Here is a 23,534-nt window from a genome sequence, read left to right as displayed (position 1 = left end):
TTTTGACAGTGATTTTAAAACAAATTCACCGTCGTATTTTCATCTTCTTTGGTAATAGTAACGAGTAGTTTTCGAAAACCTAAACGATTGACTTTATACACTTTAGTGCCAACAGTCCAGTTTTCTTTTCTTGTGGCATTTGGCATCATGGGAAAGCCATACCCAAATTTTGAACCGTCTTTTTTTGGACCGACAACAAAAAAGTTATTTCTATTGGAATTGTTGTTTTTTATGTTGAAATGAATCCACTCAGCTTCTGGATTTTTAACAGTTTTTGATGTTTCTGCACTTACAATTTGCCCGTTATTTCGTGTTTTCTTTTGAATCTTTTTTGGAGCATTTACATACACCAGTTTTCCGCCATCTTTCACTTCTGCATTTAGTGTATTTGTGACATTGACTTTGGCATTTCCCCAACTCCAAATATTAACAAAAGCATTGTAAGTCAATAATTTAGAAGCATCTACATTGGCAAGTTCAACGCCCAAACGGAATTCGTTGGTTTTTCCTTCCAAAATAATCGTCCCGACTGGCGCCGTAAGTTGCATGTAATCGTTATCAATATTGATAATTTTAGTGACATCGTGTGTTCCCGTTTGTACATGACGAAGATTTGGCGCTCCAATCGTAATAGTGGCTTGTGATGGTTCAATCCATTCTTTTTGGTCCAAATGCAATGTGTTATTTACGACTTCTTTCCCGATACGGTTCATCACATTTTCATCTGTTGTAATCGTCATGCCTTCTTTGGCAGAAAGGTCAATTGTGACTTTTGCATAAAAATTAATGTTGATTCGTTCCACATTTTCAAGTGCAAACGTACGCGTGATGATGTTTTTATTTCCGTGTATTTGTGCAAAAGTGAAGTTTCCTAATAGGAGTAAGGTGATTAGTATCTTTTTCATTTGTATATATTTTAGTTTGTTGATTTATTTTTTGGTGATGGTAGCTTCTTGTACATCAAAAGCCGTTTCATAACTAATTGTTTCTGGTTTGTATTCCAACTGTAGTGAGCGATTCGGTTGATTTCTCAGCTCATACTGTTCATTTTGATTTACAAATTTGAATTCAACCGTATTTGAAGCAGTTTTTCTGCGAATGGTTACTTCGTAAATTCCATCGTTATTTTCGTCCGTTAGCGGAATCATTTTTTGCCATGAAGGATTGGTGAAGTTTCCTTTAATACCCACGTTTTGAACATTTTCGACAGCATTCATATCCACTTTAAAAGTGATATTTTTTTGATGAGTTTCTTGTACGCAACTTACGGTAGTGAATAGTACAAGCGTTACAAATATGATGGTGAATTGTTTCATTTTTTTATGATTAAATAATTGAAAGATTTAAAGATTGAAGGATGATGATTTATGCGTTTGCTTTTTTATTGATGAGATAATCAATTCCAAAACGACCAGAACCGAAATAGAGGTTGTAAATCGCAATCCACAAGAAACTCATGGCAGGAAGCATTGCCCACGTTCCTTGTCCCCATTTCTGCATAAAGATGGCAACCAACATGGTACACATAATTAGGAAAGAAGCGATTCGTGTTTGAAATCCGATAGCGAGTAACAATCCACCAACGGCTTCACTAAATGCGCCCATCCAAGCAAAGAATATTGGGAATGCAGCGAAAATTCCACCATACGTGGCAACATCTTCTGGAAACCACGCAGAAACTTCAAATAAGTTGAGGTGTTGACCTTCTTCTGTCCAAGGCATTCCGAATTTACTAGCACCAAAGTCTAGTGCGAGAATCACACCTGCAATAATTCGGATACTTGCAAAAATAAAATCGGCAATCCAATCTTTTTGCGTAGTGGGTGTTGTAATTTTTAGGAAATACTTTTTGAGCGTTTTCATGATGTGTACAATTTGTTTCGTTTTGTGAATACAAATTTGCAACATCAATCGCCGCTGCACGACTTAAAACGTGTGAAGAAGGCTTATTGTACGATTTGAGACGTGGTTTTTAGACGCGCTTTGCGCTTAGATTCGCTTCGCTGTTAGAATTTAGACCGCTTTGCTACTAGATTTTAGATTTTTATTATTTATAGCTACGCTCAAAACAAAAAAATCAAGAACTCTTCCGTACTGCTCGTAAATTCAAGAATTCTACCATTAATGAAAACGCAATGGCGAAGTATAAATAACCTTTTGGAATGGCACCTACAGTTTGTCCGAATATTTTTAAATGTGAAATATGCGCTGCTTCTGCAATCAGCATGAATCCTATCAAAATTAAAAATGACAACCCTAAAATTTGTATGGATGGATTTTTAGTCACAAAAGTTCCTACAGGATTTGCAAACAGCATCATAATTATGACAGAAGCCACCACAGCAATAATCATGACAATCAACGCGTCAGTTGGATTGGAAGAAATTCCGTTGGTCATTCCAATCGCGGTTAAAATAGAATCAAAAGAAAACACAATGTTAATCATTGTAATTTGTAAAATGGCTTTTGAAAGGGTAGTAGCGCGTTGTCTTTTCACTTCGCGTTCGTCATGTTCACGGTCGACGACTTTTTCGTGAATCTCTTTGGTACTTTTATATAAGAGAAAAATTCCCCCCAAAAATAAAATCACCGCTTGCCAACTAATTCCGCCTGAAATCCATGATTTATTAATAATCCAAAATGGCGCTTTCATCGCGACTAACAACGAAATTCCAAATAATAATAGAATTCGCATTGCCATGGCAAGCACCAATCCGATATTGGTAGCGCGTTTGCGTAATTGGTCTGGCAATTTTCCTGCGGCAATCGAAATAAAGATAATATTGTCAATTCCCAATACAATTTCTAGTAATGTCAGTGTTACAATGGCTGCCCAAACATCTGGATTTGAAAATAATTCGAACATAATTAGTTAAGTTTTATCACGGTTCCGCGTTTTTTTGTAGATGGATCTTCTAGTAAATTATATTCTAACAAATACGAATTCTCCGTAGTAGAGAGAATTTTCATCTGAATCGGTTTGCTATCAGGATAATTCAACGGACGCAACTTTTGACCAATAAATTCGCACTCATTTACCCAGCGAATGGTAAACGTATCAATTTTATTGTCGTAATAATCAATACTCAGCGTATCTGTACGAACCGATTTCCCAGTTTTCGTAACACCATCAATTTCATAGGTAAATTCAAAAGTTCCTGTTTTAAAATCGTTGCAATTAAGTTCTGCTTGATAACAAGAACTGAATACTATCAAAATACAAATACTAAAAATGTAATTTTTCACTAGAATGTTTTTTTGTATGCGTTGTACAAAGTTAGGTAAAATAGTTGTGGGTTGTTTTTATTTTGGTTGCTGGTTGCTTGATGTAAAACATTATTTCATAAAAAAACGAATAACAAATAACAAAGAACAAGAGCAAAAATCACTTCTGATACGCTTCAAAAGTTCCGTCGGTGTAAAAAATGACAATTTTATCAATCGTTTTTTCTGAAGATATTGTTTGTGATGGAATAGCGGATGTAATTTTTTCTTCAAGAGGCAGCGATTGTTGTACGGACGTTTCTTTTGTTTTGGGTTTGGGAATTGTGGTAGAAGTTGCTGCGATTTTGTTTTCGTCTGTCGCTGGAAAATTTCCTTTTCCATTCAACAACCAGTACAATTCGACCTCAGGAAAATTACTTAAAATCTTCATGACAAATTCCAAACTCGGTTTGTTTCTTCCCGATAAAATATGTGAAATACTAGAGCGCTGAACACCTAACTGATCCGCAAATGCAGAGGCTGATAAGTCGTAATAATCGATGACTTTCTTGAGTCTTTTGGTAAAATTGTCAGTGTTTATCATTGTAAACAGTAGTTTTGAAATAATGATGTTTACAAATGTAAATATAAAGTTTGAATTGTACAAGATTACAATGGTAAACAATGAAATAAGGCTAATAAATACTTTAGGTAAACTATCTTAATTAATTGAAATTAAGATATTTGTTTTATTTTTATAATTGTATGTTACAAATATATATAGATGAATACTTTTTAAACACACATAAGGAATTGTCATGTTTACAATAATAAACAAAAGTGGATTAACTTATTGTTTACAATTGTAAAATATACAATGTTTACATTTGTAACGCTTATCAAAACTTACGTATGCATACACATCCATTGGCGAATTGGTATCGCTCACATTTTGAAACACAATTGCACGGTCGCTATATTACACTTGATGCAATTTTTCCCTTGCTTCAAAAATTGCCTTCACACAACAACGTGCAGCAAATTGGAACATCTGTTTTACACCGTCCTATTCATTCCCTAACGATTGGAAATGGCGAAAAAAAAATATTAATGTGGTCACAAATGCACGGAAACGAATCAACAACGACGAAAGCTGTTTTTGATTTACTACACTTTTTAAATGACGATTCAGAAGCTTCTAGAGCAATTTTGGCAAATTGCACCTTATGTGTCATTCCGATGTTAAATCCTGATGGTGCGCAGGCATATACACGTGTCAACGCAAATGAAATTGACCTAAATCGTGACGCACAAGCGCTTTCACAGCCTGAAAGTGTAGTTTTAAAGGCTGTTTTTGATGAGTTTCAACCGGATTATTGTTTCAATTTACACGGTCAGCGTACTATTTTCAGTGCGGGAAACCATGATAAATCGGCAATAGTATCCTTTTTAACGCCTTCTGAAGACGAACAACGCTCTGTAACGCCGAATCGTCAAAAAAGCATGGAAATCATCGTTAGAATGAACGAAATGCTGCAAAAACTCATTCCAAATCACGTAGGACGCTATGATGACGGTTTTAATTTGAATTGTGTTGGCGACACCTTTCAATCACTCGGAATTCCTACAGTATTGTTTGAAGCGGGACATTTTCCAGGCGATTACCAACGCGAAAAGACACGAGAATTGATTTTTTATGCACTTATAGAGGCGATTCAATACATTTCATCCACCGAAATCACAGGCGCGTATACAGATGCTTATTTTCAAATTCCTGAAAATAAAAAACAGCATTACGATATCATTTTAAAAAATGTTCAAACGGAGCAAAATGAAGTACTCGATTTAGGAATTATGTACAAAGAAGTACTTAAAAATGGAAAAATTCACTTTGAACCGTATATAGAGGATAAAAAAATCTTAAAAAAATCATTTGCACACAAAATAATTGATTTTCAGGACACAATCGCTCAGAAGTATATATTTCAATCGTTTTCGCTGGAAGATCAGGTTATCGAATATTTAAGAAAATTCAATAAAATTGACAATTAGTTAACATATCTCACAGTATTTTATGCATTATTATTCGATTTTTTTTGGTTTTTTTGCATTATCTTTAAAAAATAATATAAGATAATCATGGCAAAATTTAGGTTAGATGAGGTGGATCATCAGATATTAGACATGCTGATTGAGAATACTAGAATTCCATTTACAGACATCGCAAAAAAATTATTAATCTCTGCAGGAACGGTTCACGTTCGTGTAAAAAAATTAGAAGAAGCGGGCATTATTAAGGGGTCTTCGTTAACGTTAGACTATCAAAAATTAGGATATTCTTTCATTGCTTACGTGGGTATTTTCTTAGAAAAGACCTCACAAACAAAGTTTGTGTTAGAAAGAATACATTCCATTCCATACATTACTGTAGCACACATTACCACAGGAAAATTCAATATTTTCTGTAAAGTACGTGCCAAAAACACGAAACATGCCAAAGACATCATCTTTATGATTGATGATATTGACGGCGTATCTCGCACAGAAACAATGATTTCATTGGAAGAAAGCATTAACGACAAAAACCGATTAATGCACTCAATTTTTAACGAGTTATAAGAAAAACACGAAAAAATAATACGTATAAAACCCTTGCGCTGCTCGTGTAAGGGTTTTTTCGTTTGGAAATCCGCTGTAATATCACAAATCGGTTACAATTTGTAAGCGATGTTCAGCTGAAAAAATCGTATTTTTATGATGAATTCAATTATTCAAAAAATCAATACAAAACTTCAAAATATATGTCTCGCAAGCCCAAATTAGAACGTTTTCAAGAAAATGTTTCTGCTAAATATCAAATCTACAACAGTATTTTCATGACATTGCCTTTTGACGGCATTAGCAATACTGGAGCATTATTGCCTTTATTTAGCGATGTATGCGCAGAAGGATATGAACTGGATAAAAACCCAACACAAATCGTTGAAAAGTTCTTTGAGCGTTATGTCAATCACAACAAAACACGTGCTGAAAAGAATAATTTACTCTTTCGTTTCATTCAATACATTGAGCGTCAAGTCGTATTGTTTGATGCGGTTGAAGATGCTGCTTTTCCTATTGTAAATAATATGGACGGACGCGGAACACTTCGAAATTTAAAGGAAGAAGCAGAGGAAAAAGATAAAATCGACGACTTAAAAGAACATTTAAAGCGCTTTAAAGTGCGACCTGTGCTGACGGCACATCCAACGCAGTTTTATCCGGGACAAGTTTTGGGAATCATTACAGATTTGTCAGAAGCCATTAAAAAAGATGACTTATTAACCATCAAAAAACTATTGGCTCAACTTGGAAAGACGCCATTTTTCAAAAAGAAAAAGCCAACGCCGTACGATGAAGCCGTGAGTTTAATTTGGTATTTACAAAATGTATTCTACCATTCTGCGAGCAAAATATACGATTACATTCAAAAAAATATATTTGACGATGAAGAAGTTGAAAATCAAGTAATTGATTTAGGTTTTTGGCCTGGAGGCGATCGTGATGGAAATCCGTTTGTGACTACGGAAATTACCTTGAAAGTGGCGGATAGACTGCGAAATACAATTTTAATCAACTATTACAGAGATATTCGAAAACTAAAGCGTCGACTCACGTTTAAAGGTGTAGAGCAGCGTTTAGAGCGTTTGGAGCACATGTTGTACAACAATGTGTTCTATCAAAAAGAAGATGGAATGCTGTCTTTGGCTGAATTTGAAGCAGAACTAAAATCGATAAGAAATGTGGTGGTTTCTGACCATCAATCGCTTTTTGTGACAGAATTGGATGATGTAATCAATAAAGTGAAACTTTTTGGCTATCATTTTGCGATGTTGGACATTCGTCAAGATTCGAGAGTGCATCAAGGAGTGTTTGAAAACATTGTGGACACCATGAAAAATAGAGGAGAAGCCTTATTTTCAATAGATTACGCGAATGCTTCTGAAGCTGAAAAAATAAAAGTATTGACACATATTGATGCATCTGTGGAAGCAGATTATTTCGATAATGAAATCACCAATGCAACCATTTCGTCCATTTACGCGATGAAAACCATTCAAGAACGAAACGGTGAACGTGGTGCCAATCGATATATCATCAGTAACAATCAATCCGCATTGCACGTGATGGAAGCGTTTACGATGTTGCGTTTGTGCGATTGGAAAGCACTAAATGTAGATGTTTCACCACTATTCGAAACCGTTCCTGACTTACAAGCAGCACAAGCTGTGATGCGAACCTTGTACACGAATGAAGCCTATGCGGCGCATTTAAAACGAAGAGGAAACAAACAATACATCATGCTAGGCTTCTCTGACGGAACCAAAGACGGTGGGTATTTGATGGCGAATTGGAGTATTTTTAAAGCAAAAGAAGAACTCACCGCAATTTCGCGTGAATTTGGCATCAAAGTCATCTTTTTTGATGGTAGAGGCGGACCGCCTGCACGTGGAGGCGGAAAAACACATCAGTTTTATGCGTCGTTAGGAAATACGATTGAAGACGAAGAAATCCAATTGACGATTCAAGGGCAAACCATTAGCTCTAATTTTGGAACGCTCGATTCGTGTCAATACAACTTAGAGCAATTGTTGAGCTCAGGCATCTCAAACGAAATATTTTCAGGAGCTAAGCCTGAATTTTCAGAAGCAGATAAAAAAACGATGGAAACACTCGCTTCCGTAAGTTATGATACCTATGTAGCTTTTAAAAAACATCCACGATTCTTAACCTATTTGGAGCGAATGAGTACGTTGAAATACTATGCAAAGACGAATATTGGAAGTCGTCCGTCAAAACGTTCACAGTCAAAAGAATTCAATTTTTCAGACTTACGTGCGATTCCTTTTGTGGGAAGTTGGAGTCAGCTCAAACAAAACGTTCCAGGGTTTTACGGTGTAGGAACCGCGTTGGAACACATGGAAAAAAACGGACAGTTTGAAGCGGTGGAACAACTCTATAAAAACTCGTCTTTCTTCCGAACATTGTTAGCCAATAGCATGATGAGTTTAACGAAGTCTTTCTTTAAGTTAACCGCGTACATGAAAGATAATGAGGAGTTTGGTGAATTTTGGTCATTAATTTTTGAAGAATTCAATCGCACCAAGCGAATGCTCTTACAATTAACAGGTTACAAAACTTTGATGGAAAACGAACAAGCAGGAAAAGCTTCAATTCACGCCCGCGAAAAGATTGTGTTGCCGTTACTTACCATTCAACAATATGCGTTACGCAAGATTCACGAATTGCAAAAAGATGAAAATACAGATGAAAAGGAGTTGGAAGTCTATGAAAAAATGGTAACACGTTCGCTGTTTGGAAATATCAATGCGAGTCGTAATTCGGCTTGATGTTAGAAACGCTTCGCTTTTGGATGCGCTGGCGCTGTTAGATACGCTTTGCTTTTGGAATGTTGGTGACGCTTCGCTCTTGGCATTAGGTGTTAGGTGTTAGGTATTAGGTATTAGTCAAGTTCTGAGAACAATTAGAAAATCTAAATAAAATAGTATCTTCAATATTCAAAAAAATCGTAAATCAAAAATCGTAAATCAAAAATCGTAAATCAAAAATCGTAAATCAAAAATCTACAATCGTAAATCTCAAATCTACAATCGTAAATCTCAAATCCACATGATTCCATTTCCAGAAACCAACGAATACCATTCGTATTTTGATGCCTACATTCAGCAATTTAAAGGAGAAGATATTCTAGCAGCGCTTTCAGACGGCGCGGAAGATGTTACCGAACTCATGACATCACTGACGGAAGAACAATTGCAAAGTGCGTATGCAGAAGGAAAATGGACTATTAAAGAAGTGTTGCAACACATCATGGATACGGAGCGAATTTTTTGTAATCGAGCATTGCGCATTGCTCGAAATGACAAAACCAACTTGCCTGGCTTTGAACAAAATGAGTATGTACCATATTCTGGTGCCAACGAGCGCAATAGTATGGATATGTTTCAAGAGTACAGTGCTATCAGACAAGCAACGATTATGTTATTTAAGAGTTTTACTGCAGAAATGCTGGAAAGAATAGGAGTAGCGAGTGGACATGAAATATCCGTTCGTGCGTTGGTTTATTTGACCGCAGGACACGAAAAACATCATATAAATGTCATTAACGAGCGATATTTATAAGTTTATTCTTCTTCCGAAAAATCATTTATAAAAGTTTCGTCAGGTGCAATTTCTTCAAAATCATCTGCGTCTACATTTACCATTGTGTAATGTAGTTTGCTGCTGACTTTTACTAAATAAATAGTATCATCAGTGCGTATTTCTACAGCTTCAATGGTGTTGTTTCGATGATCGTCAAACTTAATGATATCCTTGTCAGAATAGCCTCCAGGATATCGCTCTTGCAACAACTGAAATAATTCAGGTGTTACCTTTTTGTAGTCAATAATTGCTTTTCTCATAGAATAATCTTTTAAGAATTAATACTACGGTCTAGGTAAAATAGGGAGAATTTAAGCTATTCTTAAAAATACGATTATTTTTTATGAAAAGGAAAAAAATACTGTTAGTTAGCTGTATTTTTTATGTTAAGAATTATAATACTGAAAAGCAGCGACAATCGTTTCGTTCGGAACTGTTTTGTCCAACACGGGCGCTCCTATGTCATTTAGTAACACGAAATTGATGTTTCCATGCGAGTTTTTCTTGTCGTACTTCATCAAATCCATAATAGATTCGTAATCAGAGTCTTCAAAGGTAACTTTTCCATACATATCAAGAATTACACGTTTGATTTCGGCTAATTTTTCTTTGGGAAAGTCTTCTTGTTGGTAAGAAATGTACGATTCAAGCACCATTCCAATCGCAATAGCTTCTCCGTGCAACAATGCTTCTTTGCTTTCGTGAGTTAACAAATACGATTCAATCGCATGTCCGAGCGTGTGTCCGTAATTTAAAATTTTACGCAAACCTAACTCTTTCGGGTCTTCCGTTACGACGGTATTTTTAATAATAACAGAATCATAAATCAAGTTATCCAAATCTTCGATGGTAAAACTAGCGAGGTCAATCATTTTTTTCCAGTAGTTTTCATCGTAAATAAGTCCGTGTTTCAACATTTCTGCCAAACCACTGCGCATTTCGTTTGCTGGTAAGGTGTTTAAAAATGAGGTATCAATCAGCACCATTTCAGGTGTATTAATCACGCCAATTTGATTTTTCAATGTTCCTAAATCCACACCCGTTTTTCCGCCCACAGAAGCATCTACCATAGATAATAACGAAGTTGGAACATTGATGTACGAAATCCCACGTTTAAACGTAGAAGCGACAAATCCGCCCAAATCCGTAACCACGCCGCCGCCAACATTAATCATCAGACTTTTTCGGTCGCCATCCAATTCAGAAAGTACATTCCAAACGCCAACGCAAGTTTCAATGTTCTTATGAATTTCTCCTGCCAAAATTTCAATTACTTCTACAGGAATCTCCGTTTGCAAATTGCTCATAAAATACGGCAAACAGAATTCGTGCGTGTGTTCATCCACCAAAATAAAAATTTTAGAATAATTATTTTCAGCGAGATGCTGTTGAAGTTCTGTGTAACAATTTGCATTAAAATGAACGAAATAATTCGCGGCTTGAATAGAATTCATAATCTGTTAAAAAGTAGTATTTACAGCAAAATAAAGCCTTTTTTAAACAAAAAAATAATAATTCAATAACTATATTTGTGAAAGCAATTATTTATAAATGAATCCTATTTTTGATAACACTGAGAATGCGTTTGCGTTAAAAACAGATTCTCAACTTGATAGAGCATACTTTCTATTCAAATTAATTTCAAGTCAACCTTTAGTTCGTATCGGAACTGCTGTTACCAATTTTGCAATTAAAGCGCATTTGCCAGTAGAAAGCCTTATAAGAGCTACTGTGTTTGATCATTTTTGTGGTGGAACTACGGAAGAAGAATGCTTGCCTGTTGTTGATAAAATGTTTGAAAAGGGCGTGTGTAGTGTATTAGATTATTCTGTAGAAGGAAAAGAAGAAGAAGAGCAATTTGATGCCACATTGGGTAAAATCTTAAATATTTTGCATTTCGTTCAAGAAAAAGAAGCCATTCCATTTGCTGTTTTCAAACCGACAGCTTTTGGAAGAATTGATTTATATGAAAAAATAGGAAATAAGGAAGCGCTAACAGAAGAAGAAGAAACAGAGTGGGAGCGTGTGCTAAATCGTTTTGATATTTTATGTCAAAAAGCGCATGAAATGGATGTAGCGCTGTTAATTGACGGTGAAGAAAGCTGGATGCAAGATGCTGCAGATGATATTGTGGCTGATATGATGCGAAAGTATAACAAAGAAAAAGCTATTGTGTACAATACGCTACAAATGTATCGCTGGGATCGTATGGATTATTTAAAGCAGCTTCACATGGACGCCAAAGCGCAAGGATTTCACATTGGAATGAAATTGGTGCGTGGAGCCTATATGGAAAAAGAAAATAAGCGAGCGAAAGACGAAGGATACAAGTCGCCAATTTGTGTTTCTAAAGAAGCTACTGATGTAAATTTTGATACCGCGGTGGAATATATGCTTGATAATTTGGATTGTATGGCAGTTTTCGCGGGAACGCATAATGAGGAAAGTTCTTACAAGCTTATCGAACTCATGAAAAGCAAAGGAATCACGAATAATGATCCGCGTGTTTGGTTTGGTCAATTATACGGAATGAGCGACCATATCAGTTTTAATTTGGCAAAATATGGATATAATGTAGCAAAATATTTGCCTTTTGGTCCTGTAAGAGACGTTATGCCATATTTGATAAGACGCGCAGAAGAAAATACTTCGGTTGCGGGACAAACCTCTCGTGAGTTAAGCCTTTTAAAACAAGAACGTAAAAGAAGAAAAATATAAATAAGTGTTGAGGAAGATATCTATGGAAATGTAGCTAAGTAATAGATTAATAATGATTTAATCGATAATTTTAATCGTTTTCATCAATGCAGTACTGTCGCAATTGTGAACCGTTAATTCAATATTTTTATTGCGAAGTGTTCCTTCAATAATATACACTTTACAAGTATCTGCATCTACTTTGGCTTTGCTACGCGAAAAATCAACATCACCATCTCTTAGAATATTTGAAATTTCGGTAGAATCGATTTCGTTATTATCCATCAACTGACGAATTTCAGGTGAAAAACGACGTTCTTTGATTCGAATGTTTTTTAGCGTACGTGCGTTTGGTAAATAAGCAAATTCACATCTCACACCACGACCCTTTACAAAAAAAGCAAATAATACCAAGCCAATGGCTAATCCTGCAAAATAAAAGCCAAAACGTCTTAAAAGACTAGAATTCATGTAATTAAAAAATTAATAAATTAATATCTCTGTACGGCAAATCGAACCATTCGGCAACCGATTTATTCGTCAGAACTCCGTGGTAAAAGTACAAACCATTTTTTAAACCTTTGTCAAAACGCAACGAATTTTCCAATCCGCCATCATCTGCAATTTTCAATAAATACGGAGTAAACATATTACTAATTGATACAGAGGCAGTTCGGGAATATCGTGCAGGAATGTTTGGTACACAATAATGAATGACACCGTGTTTTTCAAACGTAGGTTTGTCATGCGAAGTAATTTCGCTCGTTTCTATACAACCGCCCATATCAATACTTACATCGATAATTACCGAGCCTTTTTTCATGTGTTCCACCATTGTTTCCGTAACCAAAATTGGCGATCGGTTTTTTCCGCGTACAGCGCCAATCAACACATCACAACGTTTTAATGCTTTTAATAAATTTTTAGGTTGCACAGTACATGTATATACAGGACGTCCTAAATTTGCCTGAATGCGACGCAGTTTCGTAATAGAATTATCAAAAACTTTGATGTTTGCGCCAAGTCCCAAAGCAGAGCGTGCAGCAAATTCACCAACCGTTCCAGCACCGAGAATCACGACTTCTGCAGGTGGCACACCACTAATATTTCCGAGCATCAAACCGTTTCCACTGTTGACATTTGCCATGATTTCGGAAGCAATTAGCACAGAGGAAGTTCCTGCAATTTCACTTAATGAACGCACAGCGGGATACGTTCCGTCTTCATCACGAATATATTCAAATGCTAAAGCCGTAACACGTTTATTTGCAAGTAGTTCAAAATATTTTTTGGAGCGTGTTTTTATCTGTAGAGCAGAAATTAAAATCGTCTGTGGATTTAGCAACTGCAATTCGTCTAACGTTGGCGGTTCTACTTTCAAAACAATAGGGCAGGCGAATACTTTTTGCGTATCGTTTGTAATTTCTGCGCCAGCTTCTGTGTATTCTTTGTTGGAAAAATTAGCTTCTTTTCCCGCGCAACTTTCAATCAATACACGATGTCCATGTGCAACAATTGCTGCGACTGCATCAGGCGTTAAACACACGCGTTTCTCTTGATACGAAGTTTCCTTAGGAATTCCGATTAACAATTCCTGTTTATGCTTTAAAATTTCGAGCGTTTCTTCTTGCGGAAGTAATTGTTGTTTGGTGAAAGGTGATAAAGACTCAGGCATGAAGTAATACAATTGGTTAACACATGAAGTTACAAATAAAAATGAAGTTATAAAACTACGTATTGTTTTCTTCTAGTAATTCTTTTTCTTTTCGTTCGTATTCAGCGAGTTCAGCATCTATTTTTTGGAGGTCAATTCCATACACATATTTATCGAAGAGTTTAATTCTGATAAAATATACAATAGGAATAATAATCATCATTATGGGAATTAGCCAATAAATTTCAACTTCATCAACAGGATTAGAGTCATCATGTATTATACTGAATATTTGAAATGAGTACATTGCGATTGGAATTAATATTACGTGATACCACCAATCTCTACAGGTAAAAAACCATAGTATGAGAAAAAGTAATGGAACAATTTTTCCAGTTAATAACCACGCCAATGTGTATAGACTTTCACTGCTTCTAAATGTAAATAAAAAAGTTTTCCAAACCTTTTCGTCTGGAAAACTTTGATATAAATAAAATATATATGGTGAAATAGCTATAAATATAGCTACTATACTACCCGTTACGAGGGACTTTGATTTGAGACCTTTCGATTGTTTGCTCTGTTTGGTATGGGTTGTCTTCATCAGCAATACTGTCTGGGTTACAAGATACAAATAATATTGTTGAAAAAGCGGCTAATAAGTAAAAGTAAAATTTAGTTTTCATCTGATTAATTAGGTATTTAGTTTAACGATAGGTCAAACTTATATAATAACCAACTAATTATCAGAAAAATAGCAATATAAATTTTCTACGTACTTTTGCTAGTTAATCTAAAATTAACAAAAGCCGTAGAAAATAGTATATTTTGTTTGTTTTAAGTAAGTATTTTCGTAAAAATACAAATTATTTTATAATATCCGTTTCGGAGTCTTCTTTTTCTTTACGTTCGTATTCGTCTAATTCTGCTTCTATTTTTTTAAGGTCTATGCCATGTACTAATTTATCAAAGAGTTTAATTCTTATAAAGTATACAGATGGTATTATTACCATCATTATGGGAATTAAATAATAAATCTCAATCTCATCATGATACCGCATTTCATCATTCAAAGTAGTATAAATTTGAAATGTATACATTGCAATAGGAACAATTATAGCATGATACCACCAATGTTTACAAGTGAAAAACCACAAAAGAAGGAACAGCAAGGGAATTAATTTTCCCATTAATATCCATACTAAATAACTGATATCTTGATAATAAACACTTTTGTAAGAAAACCAACTAGTTTCCCAAGTATCATTGCTAGGAAAGCTACTGTAAAGATAGAAAAGATATGGTGAAATTACAATTAATAAAGCTATAACACTACCCGTTACTAGGGATTTTTCTGACTTTTTTCTCAAGTCCTTGTTCTGTTTGGTATGGGTTGTCTTCATCAGCAATACTATCTGGATTACAAGATACAAATAAAATTGATGATACGGCTGCTAATAGGTAAAGGTAGAATTTAGTTTTCATGTTTGTTTTATTATTTAGTTTAACGATGTGTCAAACTTATATAATAACCAAACGCTCCTTTAAAAATAAGCATAATATATTTTCTACGTATTTTTGTTAGTTTGCTTTGAAATTAACGAAATACGTAGAAAATAGTATATTAGTGTATGTCAATGAACTTCTTGTGTTTGAGCTTCTTTTGATGTGTTTTGTTGTTCTTGTTCTCTACGTTCATATTCTTCTAGCTCTGCATCAATTTTTTTCAAATCAATTCCATGAACATACTTGTCAACCAATTTTATTCTTATCAAATACACAAAAGGTATTATAATACACATTATTGGTAATAACCAATAAATTTCGACTATGTCAAGTATATTGGTCGTGTTGTTTAATGCTGTGTAGAATTGAAAACCATACATACACATTGGAATTAATATGACATGATACCACCATTTCTTACAAGTCATGAACCAGATTACCATTAATATTAATGGAATTATCTTGTTCATGTAAACCCAAAATGCCGTTCTTAAGTCATAATAATTCTTGTCTTCAATTCTAAACCAAGCTGTCTCCCAAACTTGAGTATTTTCAGGTGCATACTCATATAATTGAAACAAGTAGGGAGTTAAAGCAATAATTAATGCAAAAATAGTATTTGCAACTATAGTAGATCGTACAAGGGATTTTCTTCTCTTAGCTATTTGCTTGCCCTGGAATTCTGATTTTTGTCTTATCGACTCCTTGCTCTGTTTGGTATGGGTTGTCTTCGTCTGCAATGCTATCTGGGTTACAAGACACAAATGTTACTGATGCCAATACGACTGCTGCAAATACATAATTTCTTAATTTCATTTTGTTTAGGTTTTAGTTTTACGATGAGCAAACTTATCTAATAAACAAATGATTTTCAGAAAATTATCATATTTTATTTTATCCGTATTTTTATCGATTTTTCACTTCTGAACTATATAAGAATTTTCATTCAATATACTACAAAAGTCAGTTATTTGTCAGTCTTTTTAGGTTTAAATTTCGGTTATAGTCTCTTATTTTCGGTAAAATGCTCAATTTTTCAGATGAATTGAGCGTAATTCTTCGTTTATTTTTTCAATAGTAATCTTTGTGATGTCATCTGGTAGTAAATTTTCAATGCGTTCTGGCCATTCAATAAAACACCAAGCGTCACTGTATAAATAGTCTTCAATACCAATATCAAAGGCTTCGACTTCATTTTCCATTCGGTAACAATCAAAGTGATATAAAATATCAGTTGGAGTGTGATATTCGTTTACAATGGAGAATGTCGGACTGCTGGTTAATTCGTTGACACCAAGTTGCTTGGCTAAAACTTTAATGAGTGTGGTTTTTCCAACACCCATTTCTCCTTGAAAAGCTATAATCTTATGTTTAGTTTCCGCTAAAATAGCTCTTGCAATCTCATCAATTTGAGAAAGATGGTATTCTTTTTTCACTCGAATTTTAATTTTGAAGCATTATTCAAAAGTACTAAAAAAAACACTAATTGCTTATAAAATCACTTGCTGAGGCGTAATTTGTAATTTATCTAGGCGACAATACCGCAAACGGAATTATCATTTCTTCCAAAGAAACTCCGCCATGTTGATACGTATTTCGATAATAACTCACATAATGATTGTAATTGTTTGGATACGCGAAAAACAAATCCGTTTTGGCAAAAATAAAGGAACTACTCATGTTAATGGTAGGCAAGTGAATGGTACTTGGATCTTTTGCTGCTAACACGTCTTTATCTTCATACGTTAAGCTTCTGCCTGTTTTGTAACGCAAATTTAGACTTGTGTTTTTATCACCCACAACTTTAGAAGGATGTTTTACATTAATGGTTCCGTGGTCGGTTGTAATAATCAATTTAAAACCTAAACGCTGCGATTGTTGAATGATATCTAACAACGGCGAATTTTTAAACCAACTCTGCGTCAACGATCGGTACGCTTTATCGTTAGAAGCCAACTCTTTCACAACTTCCATTTCGGTTTTAGCGTGTGAGAGCATGTCTACGAAGTTATACACAACTACCGTAAGATCATTATCTTTTTGCGATTTAAAGTTCTCTGCGAGCTTCTTTCCGCCTTTTAAACTGGTAATTTTATGGTATTCATGTTTGATGTTTAACCCCAAACGTTTCAATTGCGCTTTCAAGAAATCGTCTTCGTGCAAATTCTTTCCGCCTTCATCGGTGTCATTTTTCCACAAATCTGGATGTAATTTTTCCATATCCGAAGGCATCAAACCAGAAAAAATAGCATTTCGTGCATATTGTGTCGCAGTTGGTAAAATGCTGACAAACGGTACTTCTTTTTCCTTTTTGTAATGTGTATTGACAAACGGTTCAAACGCTTTCCACTGATCGTAGCGCAAATTGTCAATCACGACCAACAACGTAGGTTGCGCTTTGCTAATTTCTGGAACAACCAACTCGCGAAACATGGTGTGCGACATAATTGGCGCTTCTTCTGAACCAAACCAATCAGGATAATTCTTATCAATAAACTTCCCAAACTGCACATTGGCTTCGTTTTTTTGCGATTCTAAAATCTCAAACATGCCTGTATCTTCAATATCTTCCAACTGCAATTCCCAATAAATCAACTTTTGATACAACTCAATCCATTCGTCAATCGAGTTTACCATTGCCAAATCCATCGCAATCTTTCGGAATTCTTGCTGATAGTTGGAAGTCGTTTTCTCAGAAACCAATCGCGAATGATCCAAATTCTTCTTCAAACTCAACAAAATCTGATTCGGATTCACAGGTTTTATCAAATAATCGGCAATCTTTGAGCCAATCGCTTCTTCCATAATATATTCTTCTTCACTTTTGGTAATCATCACCACAGGAAGATTATTCTGTTTCGCTTTGAGTTCGGAAAGTGTTTCAATTCCGGTCAAACCGGGCATATTTTCGTCTAAAAAAACAATATCGAAACTTTCTTCGTCAATCATATCAATGGCTTCGGTACCGCTCGTACACGTCGTAACTTCGTAATTTTTTTTCTGTAAAAAGAGAATATGTGGTTTCAATAAATCAATCTCATCATCAACCCAAAGAATCTTGAATGCGCTCATGTATATTTTTTATTTTGTTAGTAAGGTGTCTTGTATTGTACTTATATTTGTGCTGATTCTAAAAACAAACTTTTGAATACTAGAAACAAGCTCAAAATATTAAACGACCCAATTTACGGATTTATTACAATACCCAATCCGCTCATTTTTGACCTTATTGAACACAAATATTTTCAGCGCTTGCGCAGAATTTCACAAATGGGCATGTCTTATTTGGTATATCCTGGCGCGCATCACACGCGTTTTCATCATGCGTTAGGCTGTATGCATTTAATGCAAAAAGCGATACAAGTGCTTCGTTTTAAAGGTGTTGTCATTTCGGAAGAAGAAAAAGACGCTTTGCTCATTGCTATTTTATTGCACGATATTGGTCACGGACCGTTTTCGCACGCTATGGAACATAGCATTGTAAACAGTGTGCATCATGAAGAAATTTCGCTACTGTTGATGGAGCGATTGAATGCTGAATTTAACGGAAGTTTAACGCTTGCCATCGAAATCTTCAAAGGAAAGTATCCGCGGAAATTTATGTATCAGCTGATTTCTGGTCAAATTGACATGGACAGAGCCGATTATTTAAAGCGTGATAGCTTCTACACAGGAGTTGCTGAAGGAAATATCAATTCCGAACGCATCATTACGATGTTAAATGTGGTGAATGACGAATTGGTGATTGAAGAAAAAGGCATCTATTCGGTTGAAAAGTTTCTAGTCGCGCGCCGATTGATGTATTGGCAAGTCTATCTCCATAAAACAAGTTTGGTGGCAGAGCAATTGCTTATCCGAGTACTGCAAAGAGCCAAAGAATTAACCCTGCAAGGAGCAAATTTGCAAGCTAGTGCAGCATTAAGTTTTTTCATTCAAAATGAAATTTCTATTGAAGATTTTAACGAAGAAGTATTAGATCGTTTTGCAAAACTAGACGATTACGATGTGATTTCTGCCATGAAAGAATGGATGGATGAAGATGATTTTGTATTGTCCAATCTCTGTCAAATGATTATCAATCGCGATTTGCTTCGCATCAAAATCAAAAACAAAAAAATAGCGTCAAAGAAAATTCAAAACGAAACCGAAAGCTTGATGCAGAAGTACAACATCAGCAAACACGAGGCGTCGTACTTTGTATTTTCGGGCGAAATTTCCAATCAGGCATACAAAACAACGAGTCAAAACATTCATATTTTGATGAAAACAGGAAAAATTCAAGATGTTGTCAAAGCTTCTGACCAATTAAACTTGAAAGCACTTTCAAAACCCGTGACAAAATATTATATCTGCTATCCAAAGGACAAACTTTAGGACTTTTTTTATACTTTTGCGGGAATGAAGTTTACAGCGACACAAATAGCAGGCATTTTAGAAGGTGATATTGTAGGCAATCCGGAAGCAGAAGTATCAAAACTTTCTAAAATAGAAGAAGGTACGGAAGGTTCATTAACTTTCTTAGCAAACCCTAAATACACGCAGTACATTTACAGTACTCGCGCATCCATAACTATTGTAAACAAAGAGTTTACACCCGAAGAAGAATTAGCTACCACACTTATCAAAGTAGAAGACGCATACAAATCATTTTCAAAATTGTTAGAATATTACAACAAAGTGAAAATGAATAAAATAGGGATTGAGCAACCTACCTTTATTTCTGATTCAGCATCGTATGGCGAAGAATTGTATTTTGGAGCTTTCTCATACATGGGCGAAAATGTAAAAATTGGCGATTATGTAAAAGTGTATCCAAACGCGTATATTGGGGACAATGTAACGATTGGTGACAATGTTGTCATTTTTGCAGGCGCTAAAATCTATTCAGAATCTGTTATTGGTGATAATTGCGTAATTCACAGTGGTGCGATTGTCGGTGCGGACGGATTTGGCTTTGCGCCGAATGAACAAGGAGAATATCAAAAAGTACCACAAACAGGAAACGTTATTCTGGAAGCCAATGTAGACATAGGCGCAGGAACTACTATTGACAGAGCAACCTTAGGGTCTACCATTATTAGAAAAGGTGTAAAACTCGACAATCAAATTCAAATTGCGCACAATGTGGAAATTGGCGAAAACACCGTCATTGCTGCACAAACAGGAATTGCAGGTTCTACCAAAATCGGGAAAAACTGCATGATTGGTGGACAAGTTGGAATTGTAGGACACATCACTATTGGAGACAATGTTCGCATTCAAGCACAATCAGGAATTGGACGAAATGTAAAAGATGGAGAAACACTGCAAGGTTCTCCAGCATTGAATTATGGCGATTACAACAAATCGTACGTATATTTTAAAAACTTACCAAAACTTGCAAAAACAGTCAATCAAATCGAAAAAAAAATAAATGACAATGAGTGAAATTATTGTTAAACAAACAACCATCGCTAAAGAAGTTTCGCTTAAAGGCGTTGGATTACATACAGGAAAAGAAGTTACACTAACCTTTAAACCCGCACCTGAAAATTATGGGTACGCTTTTGTGCGTGTCGATTTGGAAGGAAATCCAATCATAGAAGCAGACGCCAATTACGTAGTAAACACACAGCGCGGTACAGTATTAGAAAAACATGGAGTTAAAATTCAAACCTGCGAGCACGTATTAGCAGCTTTGGTAGGATTGGAAATTGACAACGTATGTATAGAATTAGACGCTTCTGAACCACCAATTATGGATGGTTCGGCAAAATTCTTTTTAGAAGCACTAGAAGAAGCAGGAATTGTAGAGCAGGAGCAACCTCGCGAAGAATACATTGTAAAAGATGTGATTTCCTATATTGATGAAGAAACAGGAAGCGAAATTACAATCATTCCTTCAGACGAATACCAAGTGACCACAATGGTTGACTTTGGAACGAAAGTCTTAGGAACACAAAACGCTACATTGAAGCATCTTTCTGACTTCAAACGCGATATTGCGGACTCAAGAACGTTTAGTTTCTTGCATGAATTGGAAATGTTGCTAGAACACGGACTCATCAAAGGAGGCGATTTAAACAATGCCATCGTATATGTTGACAAAGAACTATCGCCAGCAACAATGGACAAACTCAGAGTTGCTTTTGGTAAAGAAGACATTGCAGTAAAACCAAATGGAATTCTAGATAACTTAACGTTGCATCACCCAAACGAAGCAGCGCGCCACAAACTTTTAGATGTCATTGGAGATTTGGCTTTGGTAGGAACTCGTATTCGTGGAAAAGTCATCGCAAACAAACCAGGACACTTCGTCAACACACAATTTGCGAAAAAGCTTTCTAAAATCATCAAAATAGAAAAGCGCAATAAAGTACCAAGTTATGATTTGCATCAAGAGCCGTTAATGGACGTAAATCAAATCATGGCAATGTTACCACATAGACCGCCATTTTTATTGGTAGACAAAATATTAGAACTCTCTGACAGTCATGTAGTTGGTGTGAAAAATGTAACGATGAACGAGCCGTTTTTCGTTGGGCATTTTCCAGGAGCGCCAGTCATGCCAGGTGTTTTACAAATAGAAGCCATGGCGCAAACAGGAGGAATTTTAGTACTAAGTACCGTTCCAGATCCTGAAAATTACTTAACATTCTTCATGAAGATTGACAAAGTAAAATTCAAACAAAAAGTAGTGCCAGGAGACACACTCATATTCAAAGCCGATTTAATAACGCCAATTCGTAGAGGAATTTGCCACATGCAAGCCTACGCGTATGCCAACGGAAAACTAGTAGCAGAAGCAGAATTGATGGCGCAAATCGCACGAAAAAAAGAAGAAGAAATTGAAAAAAAATAGCACCTATCAAAAAAAGTGTATTTTTCCATCAAATTTCAAAGTATTAATTAAAATGTAGTCGATGAATCAACCGTTAGCTTATGTTCATCCAGGAGCAAAAATTGCAAAAAATGTCGTCGTAGAACCGTTTACAACCATTCATAACAATGTCATCATTGGAGAAGGCACTTGGATTGGCTCTAATGTAACCATCATGGAAGGTGCGCGTATTGGGAAAAACTGTAACATATTTCCAGGTGCTGTTATCTCAGCGCCACCACAAGATTTAAAATATCAAGGAGAAGATACCATTACCGAAATAGGAGACAATACCACCATTCGCGAATGCGTAACTATCAACAAAGGAACTTCCGACCGAATGAAAACAGTTATCGGAAAAAACTGTTTAATCATGGCATACTGTCATGTAGCACACGATTGTATTGTAGGTGATAATTGTATTTTCTCAAACAATAGTACACTGGCAGGACATATTACGGTGGGCGATTATGTTATCCTTGCGGGAATGACGGCTGTACATCAGTTTTGCTCTATTGGAAATCACGCCTTTGTTACGGGCGGATCCTTGGTGCGTAAAGATGTGCCACCATATGTAAAAGCAGCCCGCGAACCGTTATCGTACGTGGGAATCAACTCAGTTGGATTGCGTAGACGCGGATTCACGACGGAAAAAATTCGGGAAATTCAAAACATCTTCCGAATTCTCTATCAAAAAAATTACAACAATACACAAGCTGCCGAAATTATAGAAGCAGAAATGGAAGCCACTACCGAGCGCGATGAAATCTTACAATTCATCAAAAACTCGCACAGAGGAATCATGAAAGGATATATTACATCAAATTAAAAAACAAAACATGGCAAATACTTCAGATATTCGCAAAGGATTGTGCATTCGTTACAATCACGACATTTACAAAATCATTGAATTTTTACACGTAAAACCAGGAAAAGGACCAGCTTTCGTACGTACCAAATTAAAAAGTGTTACGACAGGAAAAGTAATTGACAATACCTTTTCGGCAGGACATAAAATTGACGATGTTCGTGTAGAAACACATAAATTTCAATACTTATACAAAGATACAGATGCGTATCACTTTATGAACACAGAAGATTATACGCAAATCAGATTGCAAGAATCTGCACTAGACGCTCCTGATTTATTAAAAGAAGGTGAAATTGTAACGGTATTAATCAATTCAGAAGACAATTTGCCATTATCAGTAGACATGCCTGCGAGTGTCATTTTAGAAGTAACACATACAGAGCCTGGCGTAAAAGGAAACACCGCAACCAACGCTACCAAACCAGCAACTGTAGAAACTGGCGCACGTGTCAATGTTCCTTTATTCATCAACGAAGGTGACAAAATTAAAATTGAGACAGAAAAAGGTTCCTATATGGAACGTATTAAAGAATAATTCA

The 23,534-nt window shown here is 35.6% G+C and carries 26 protein-coding genes; 10 read left to right on the top strand and 16 right to left on the bottom strand.

What is annotated here, in order from left to right; translation table 11 throughout:
• Positions 1 to 14 precede the first annotated feature (14 nt).
• The 6 genes from C8N46_RS10380 to C8N46_RS10355 form a co-directional block, all read right to left on the bottom strand.
• Positions 15 to 905: a GIN domain-containing protein gene (locus C8N46_RS10380; RefSeq protein WP_108114823.1), complete on the bottom strand. Its 891-nt coding sequence runs from the start codon at positions 903 to 905 to the stop codon at positions 15 to 17.
• 24 nt (positions 906 to 929) lie between these two features.
• Positions 930 to 1,316 (bottom strand): CBM20 domain-containing protein, encoded by a 387-nt coding sequence (locus C8N46_RS10375; protein ID WP_108114822.1) that lies wholly within the window; start codon positions 1,314 to 1,316, stop codon positions 930 to 932.
• Between the two features lie 49 nt (positions 1,317 to 1,365).
• Positions 1,366 to 1,863, bottom strand: a complete 498-nt coding sequence (locus C8N46_RS10370) for a DoxX family protein (protein ID WP_108114978.1) — start codon at positions 1,861 to 1,863, stop codon at positions 1,366 to 1,368.
• A 214-nt stretch (positions 1,864 to 2,077) separates the two neighbouring features.
• The gene (locus tag C8N46_RS10365; RefSeq protein ID WP_108114821.1) at positions 2,078 to 2,866 is read right to left on the bottom strand and encodes a TerC family protein; all 789 of its coding nucleotides are present in this window, start codon (positions 2,864 to 2,866) and stop codon (positions 2,078 to 2,080) included.
• 2 nt (positions 2,867 to 2,868) lie between these two features.
• Positions 2,869 to 3,246 carry a hypothetical protein gene (locus C8N46_RS10360; RefSeq protein ID WP_108114820.1) on the bottom strand — a complete coding sequence of 126 codons (378 nt, stop codon included), beginning with the start codon at positions 3,244 to 3,246 and terminating at the stop codon, positions 2,869 to 2,871.
• Positions 3,247 to 3,385: 139 nt separating this feature from the next.
• Positions 3,386 to 3,808: a helix-turn-helix domain-containing protein gene (locus tag C8N46_RS10355; RefSeq protein ID WP_108114819.1), complete on the bottom strand. Its 423-nt coding sequence runs from the start codon at positions 3,806 to 3,808 to the stop codon at positions 3,386 to 3,388.
• 308 nt (positions 3,809 to 4,116) lie between these two features.
• On the opposite strand from C8N46_RS10355, the gene C8N46_RS10350 reads away from it, so the two are divergent.
• From C8N46_RS10350 to C8N46_RS10335, 4 genes are all read left to right on the top strand, one after another.
• Complete coding sequence (locus C8N46_RS10350; RefSeq protein WP_108114818.1) at positions 4,117 to 5,256, top strand: M14 family metallopeptidase; 1,140 nt, start codon at positions 4,117 to 4,119, stop codon at positions 5,254 to 5,256.
• Positions 5,257 to 5,343: 87 nt separating this feature from the next.
• Positions 5,344 to 5,823, top strand: a complete 480-nt coding sequence (locus C8N46_RS10345; RefSeq protein WP_108114817.1) for an Lrp/AsnC family transcriptional regulator — start codon at positions 5,344 to 5,346, stop codon at positions 5,821 to 5,823.
• Between the two features lie 182 nt (positions 5,824 to 6,005).
• Positions 6,006 to 8,594, top strand: a complete 2,589-nt coding sequence (locus C8N46_RS10340; RefSeq protein ID WP_108114977.1) for a phosphoenolpyruvate carboxylase — start codon at positions 6,006 to 6,008, stop codon at positions 8,592 to 8,594.
• 280 nt (positions 8,595 to 8,874) lie between these two features.
• On the top strand, positions 8,875 to 9,387 hold the full coding sequence (locus tag C8N46_RS10335; RefSeq protein ID WP_108114816.1) for a DinB family protein: 513 nt from the start codon (positions 8,875 to 8,877) through the stop codon (positions 9,385 to 9,387).
• A 2-nt stretch (positions 9,388 to 9,389) separates the two neighbouring features.
• Here the strand turns inward: C8N46_RS10335 and C8N46_RS10330 are convergent, their stop codons facing one another.
• Both C8N46_RS10330 and aroB read right to left on the bottom strand, forming a co-directional pair.
• Positions 9,390 to 9,668 carry a hypothetical protein gene (locus C8N46_RS10330; protein WP_108114815.1) on the bottom strand — a complete coding sequence of 93 codons (279 nt, stop codon included), beginning with the start codon at positions 9,666 to 9,668 and terminating at the stop codon, positions 9,390 to 9,392.
• A gap of 126 nt (positions 9,669 to 9,794) precedes the next feature.
• Positions 9,795 to 10,862: a 3-dehydroquinate synthase gene (gene aroB, locus C8N46_RS10325; RefSeq protein WP_108114814.1), complete on the bottom strand. Its 1,068-nt coding sequence runs from the start codon at positions 10,860 to 10,862 to the stop codon at positions 9,795 to 9,797.
• Positions 10,863 to 10,959: 97 nt separating this feature from the next.
• Here aroB and C8N46_RS10320 point away from each other — a divergent pair, with 97 nt between their 5' ends.
• On the top strand, positions 10,960 to 12,126 hold the full coding sequence (locus C8N46_RS10320; protein WP_108114813.1) for a proline dehydrogenase family protein: 1,167 nt from the start codon (positions 10,960 to 10,962) through the stop codon (positions 12,124 to 12,126).
• Between the two features lie 57 nt (positions 12,127 to 12,183).
• Here the strand turns inward: C8N46_RS10320 and C8N46_RS10315 are convergent, their stop codons facing one another.
• The 8 genes from C8N46_RS10315 to porX form a co-directional block, all read right to left on the bottom strand.
• Positions 12,184 to 12,576 (bottom strand): DUF4258 domain-containing protein, encoded by a 393-nt coding sequence (locus C8N46_RS10315; protein WP_108114812.1) that lies wholly within the window; start codon positions 12,574 to 12,576, stop codon positions 12,184 to 12,186.
• A gap of 4 nt (positions 12,577 to 12,580) precedes the next feature.
• Positions 12,581 to 13,780, bottom strand: a complete 1,200-nt coding sequence (locus tag C8N46_RS10310; RefSeq protein ID WP_108114811.1) for an alanine dehydrogenase — start codon at positions 13,778 to 13,780, stop codon at positions 12,581 to 12,583.
• Positions 13,781 to 13,835: 55 nt separating this feature from the next.
• On the bottom strand, positions 13,836 to 14,363 hold the full coding sequence (locus C8N46_RS10305) for a hypothetical protein (RefSeq protein ID WP_108114810.1): 528 nt from the start codon (positions 14,361 to 14,363) through the stop codon (positions 13,836 to 13,838).
• 262 nt (positions 14,364 to 14,625) lie between these two features.
• On the bottom strand, positions 14,626 to 15,129 hold the full coding sequence (locus C8N46_RS10300; protein ID WP_245896815.1) for a hypothetical protein: 504 nt from the start codon (positions 15,127 to 15,129) through the stop codon (positions 14,626 to 14,628).
• A gap of 264 nt (positions 15,130 to 15,393) precedes the next feature.
• Positions 15,394 to 15,846: a hypothetical protein gene (locus C8N46_RS10295; protein ID WP_245896814.1), complete on the bottom strand. Its 453-nt coding sequence runs from the start codon at positions 15,844 to 15,846 to the stop codon at positions 15,394 to 15,396.
• A 76-nt stretch (positions 15,847 to 15,922) separates the two neighbouring features.
• The gene (locus C8N46_RS20900) at positions 15,923 to 16,081 is read right to left on the bottom strand and encodes a hypothetical protein (protein ID WP_245896812.1); all 159 of its coding nucleotides are present in this window, start codon (positions 16,079 to 16,081) and stop codon (positions 15,923 to 15,925) included.
• 212 nt (positions 16,082 to 16,293) lie between these two features.
• Entirely contained in the window at positions 16,294 to 16,701 is a 408-nt protein-coding gene (gene tsaE, locus C8N46_RS10290) for a tRNA (adenosine(37)-N6)-threonylcarbamoyltransferase complex ATPase subunit type 1 TsaE (RefSeq protein ID WP_108114807.1), read from the bottom strand.
• Between the two features lie 88 nt (positions 16,702 to 16,789).
• Positions 16,790 to 18,337 (bottom strand): T9SS response regulator signal transducer PorX, encoded by a 1,548-nt coding sequence (gene porX, locus C8N46_RS10285; RefSeq protein WP_108114806.1) that lies wholly within the window; start codon positions 18,335 to 18,337, stop codon positions 16,790 to 16,792.
• Between the two features lie 72 nt (positions 18,338 to 18,409).
• Between porX and C8N46_RS10280 the strand changes: the two genes are divergently transcribed.
• The 5 genes from C8N46_RS10280 to efp all read left to right on the top strand — a co-directional run bounded on the left by C8N46_RS10280 (position 18,410) and on the right by efp (position 23,530).
• On the top strand, positions 18,410 to 19,639 hold the full coding sequence (locus C8N46_RS10280; protein ID WP_108114976.1) for an HD domain-containing protein: 1,230 nt from the start codon (positions 18,410 to 18,412) through the stop codon (positions 19,637 to 19,639).
• Positions 19,640 to 19,663: 24 nt separating this feature from the next.
• Positions 19,664 to 20,692, top strand: coding sequence for a UDP-3-O-(3-hydroxymyristoyl)glucosamine N-acyltransferase (gene lpxD / locus C8N46_RS10275; protein WP_108114805.1), 1,029 nt, complete (start codon positions 19,664 to 19,666; stop codon positions 20,690 to 20,692).
• Positions 20,685 to 22,106, top strand: coding sequence for a bifunctional UDP-3-O-[3-hydroxymyristoyl] N-acetylglucosamine deacetylase/3-hydroxyacyl-ACP dehydratase (locus tag C8N46_RS10270; RefSeq protein WP_108114975.1), 1,422 nt, complete (start codon positions 20,685 to 20,687; stop codon positions 22,104 to 22,106). The genes lpxD and C8N46_RS10270 overlap by 8 nt, the downstream gene beginning before the upstream one ends.
• Positions 22,107 to 22,167: 61 nt before the next feature.
• Positions 22,168 to 22,953 carry an acyl-ACP--UDP-N-acetylglucosamine O-acyltransferase gene (gene lpxA, locus C8N46_RS10265; protein WP_108114804.1) on the top strand — a complete coding sequence of 262 codons (786 nt, stop codon included), beginning with the start codon at positions 22,168 to 22,170 and terminating at the stop codon, positions 22,951 to 22,953.
• A 10-nt stretch (positions 22,954 to 22,963) separates the two neighbouring features.
• Entirely contained in the window at positions 22,964 to 23,530 is a 567-nt protein-coding gene (gene efp / locus C8N46_RS10260) for an elongation factor P (protein WP_108114803.1), read from the top strand.
• The last annotated feature ends 4 nt before the right edge of the window (positions 23,531 to 23,534 follow it).

The sequence above is a fragment of the Kordia periserrulae genome, from assembly GCF_003054265.1.
GTDB classification, from domain to species: domain Bacteria; phylum Bacteroidota; class Bacteroidia; order Flavobacteriales; family Flavobacteriaceae; genus Kordia; species Kordia periserrulae.
Note: the sequence above shows the minus strand (reverse complement) of the source record. Positions and strands in the feature narration are given on the sequence as shown.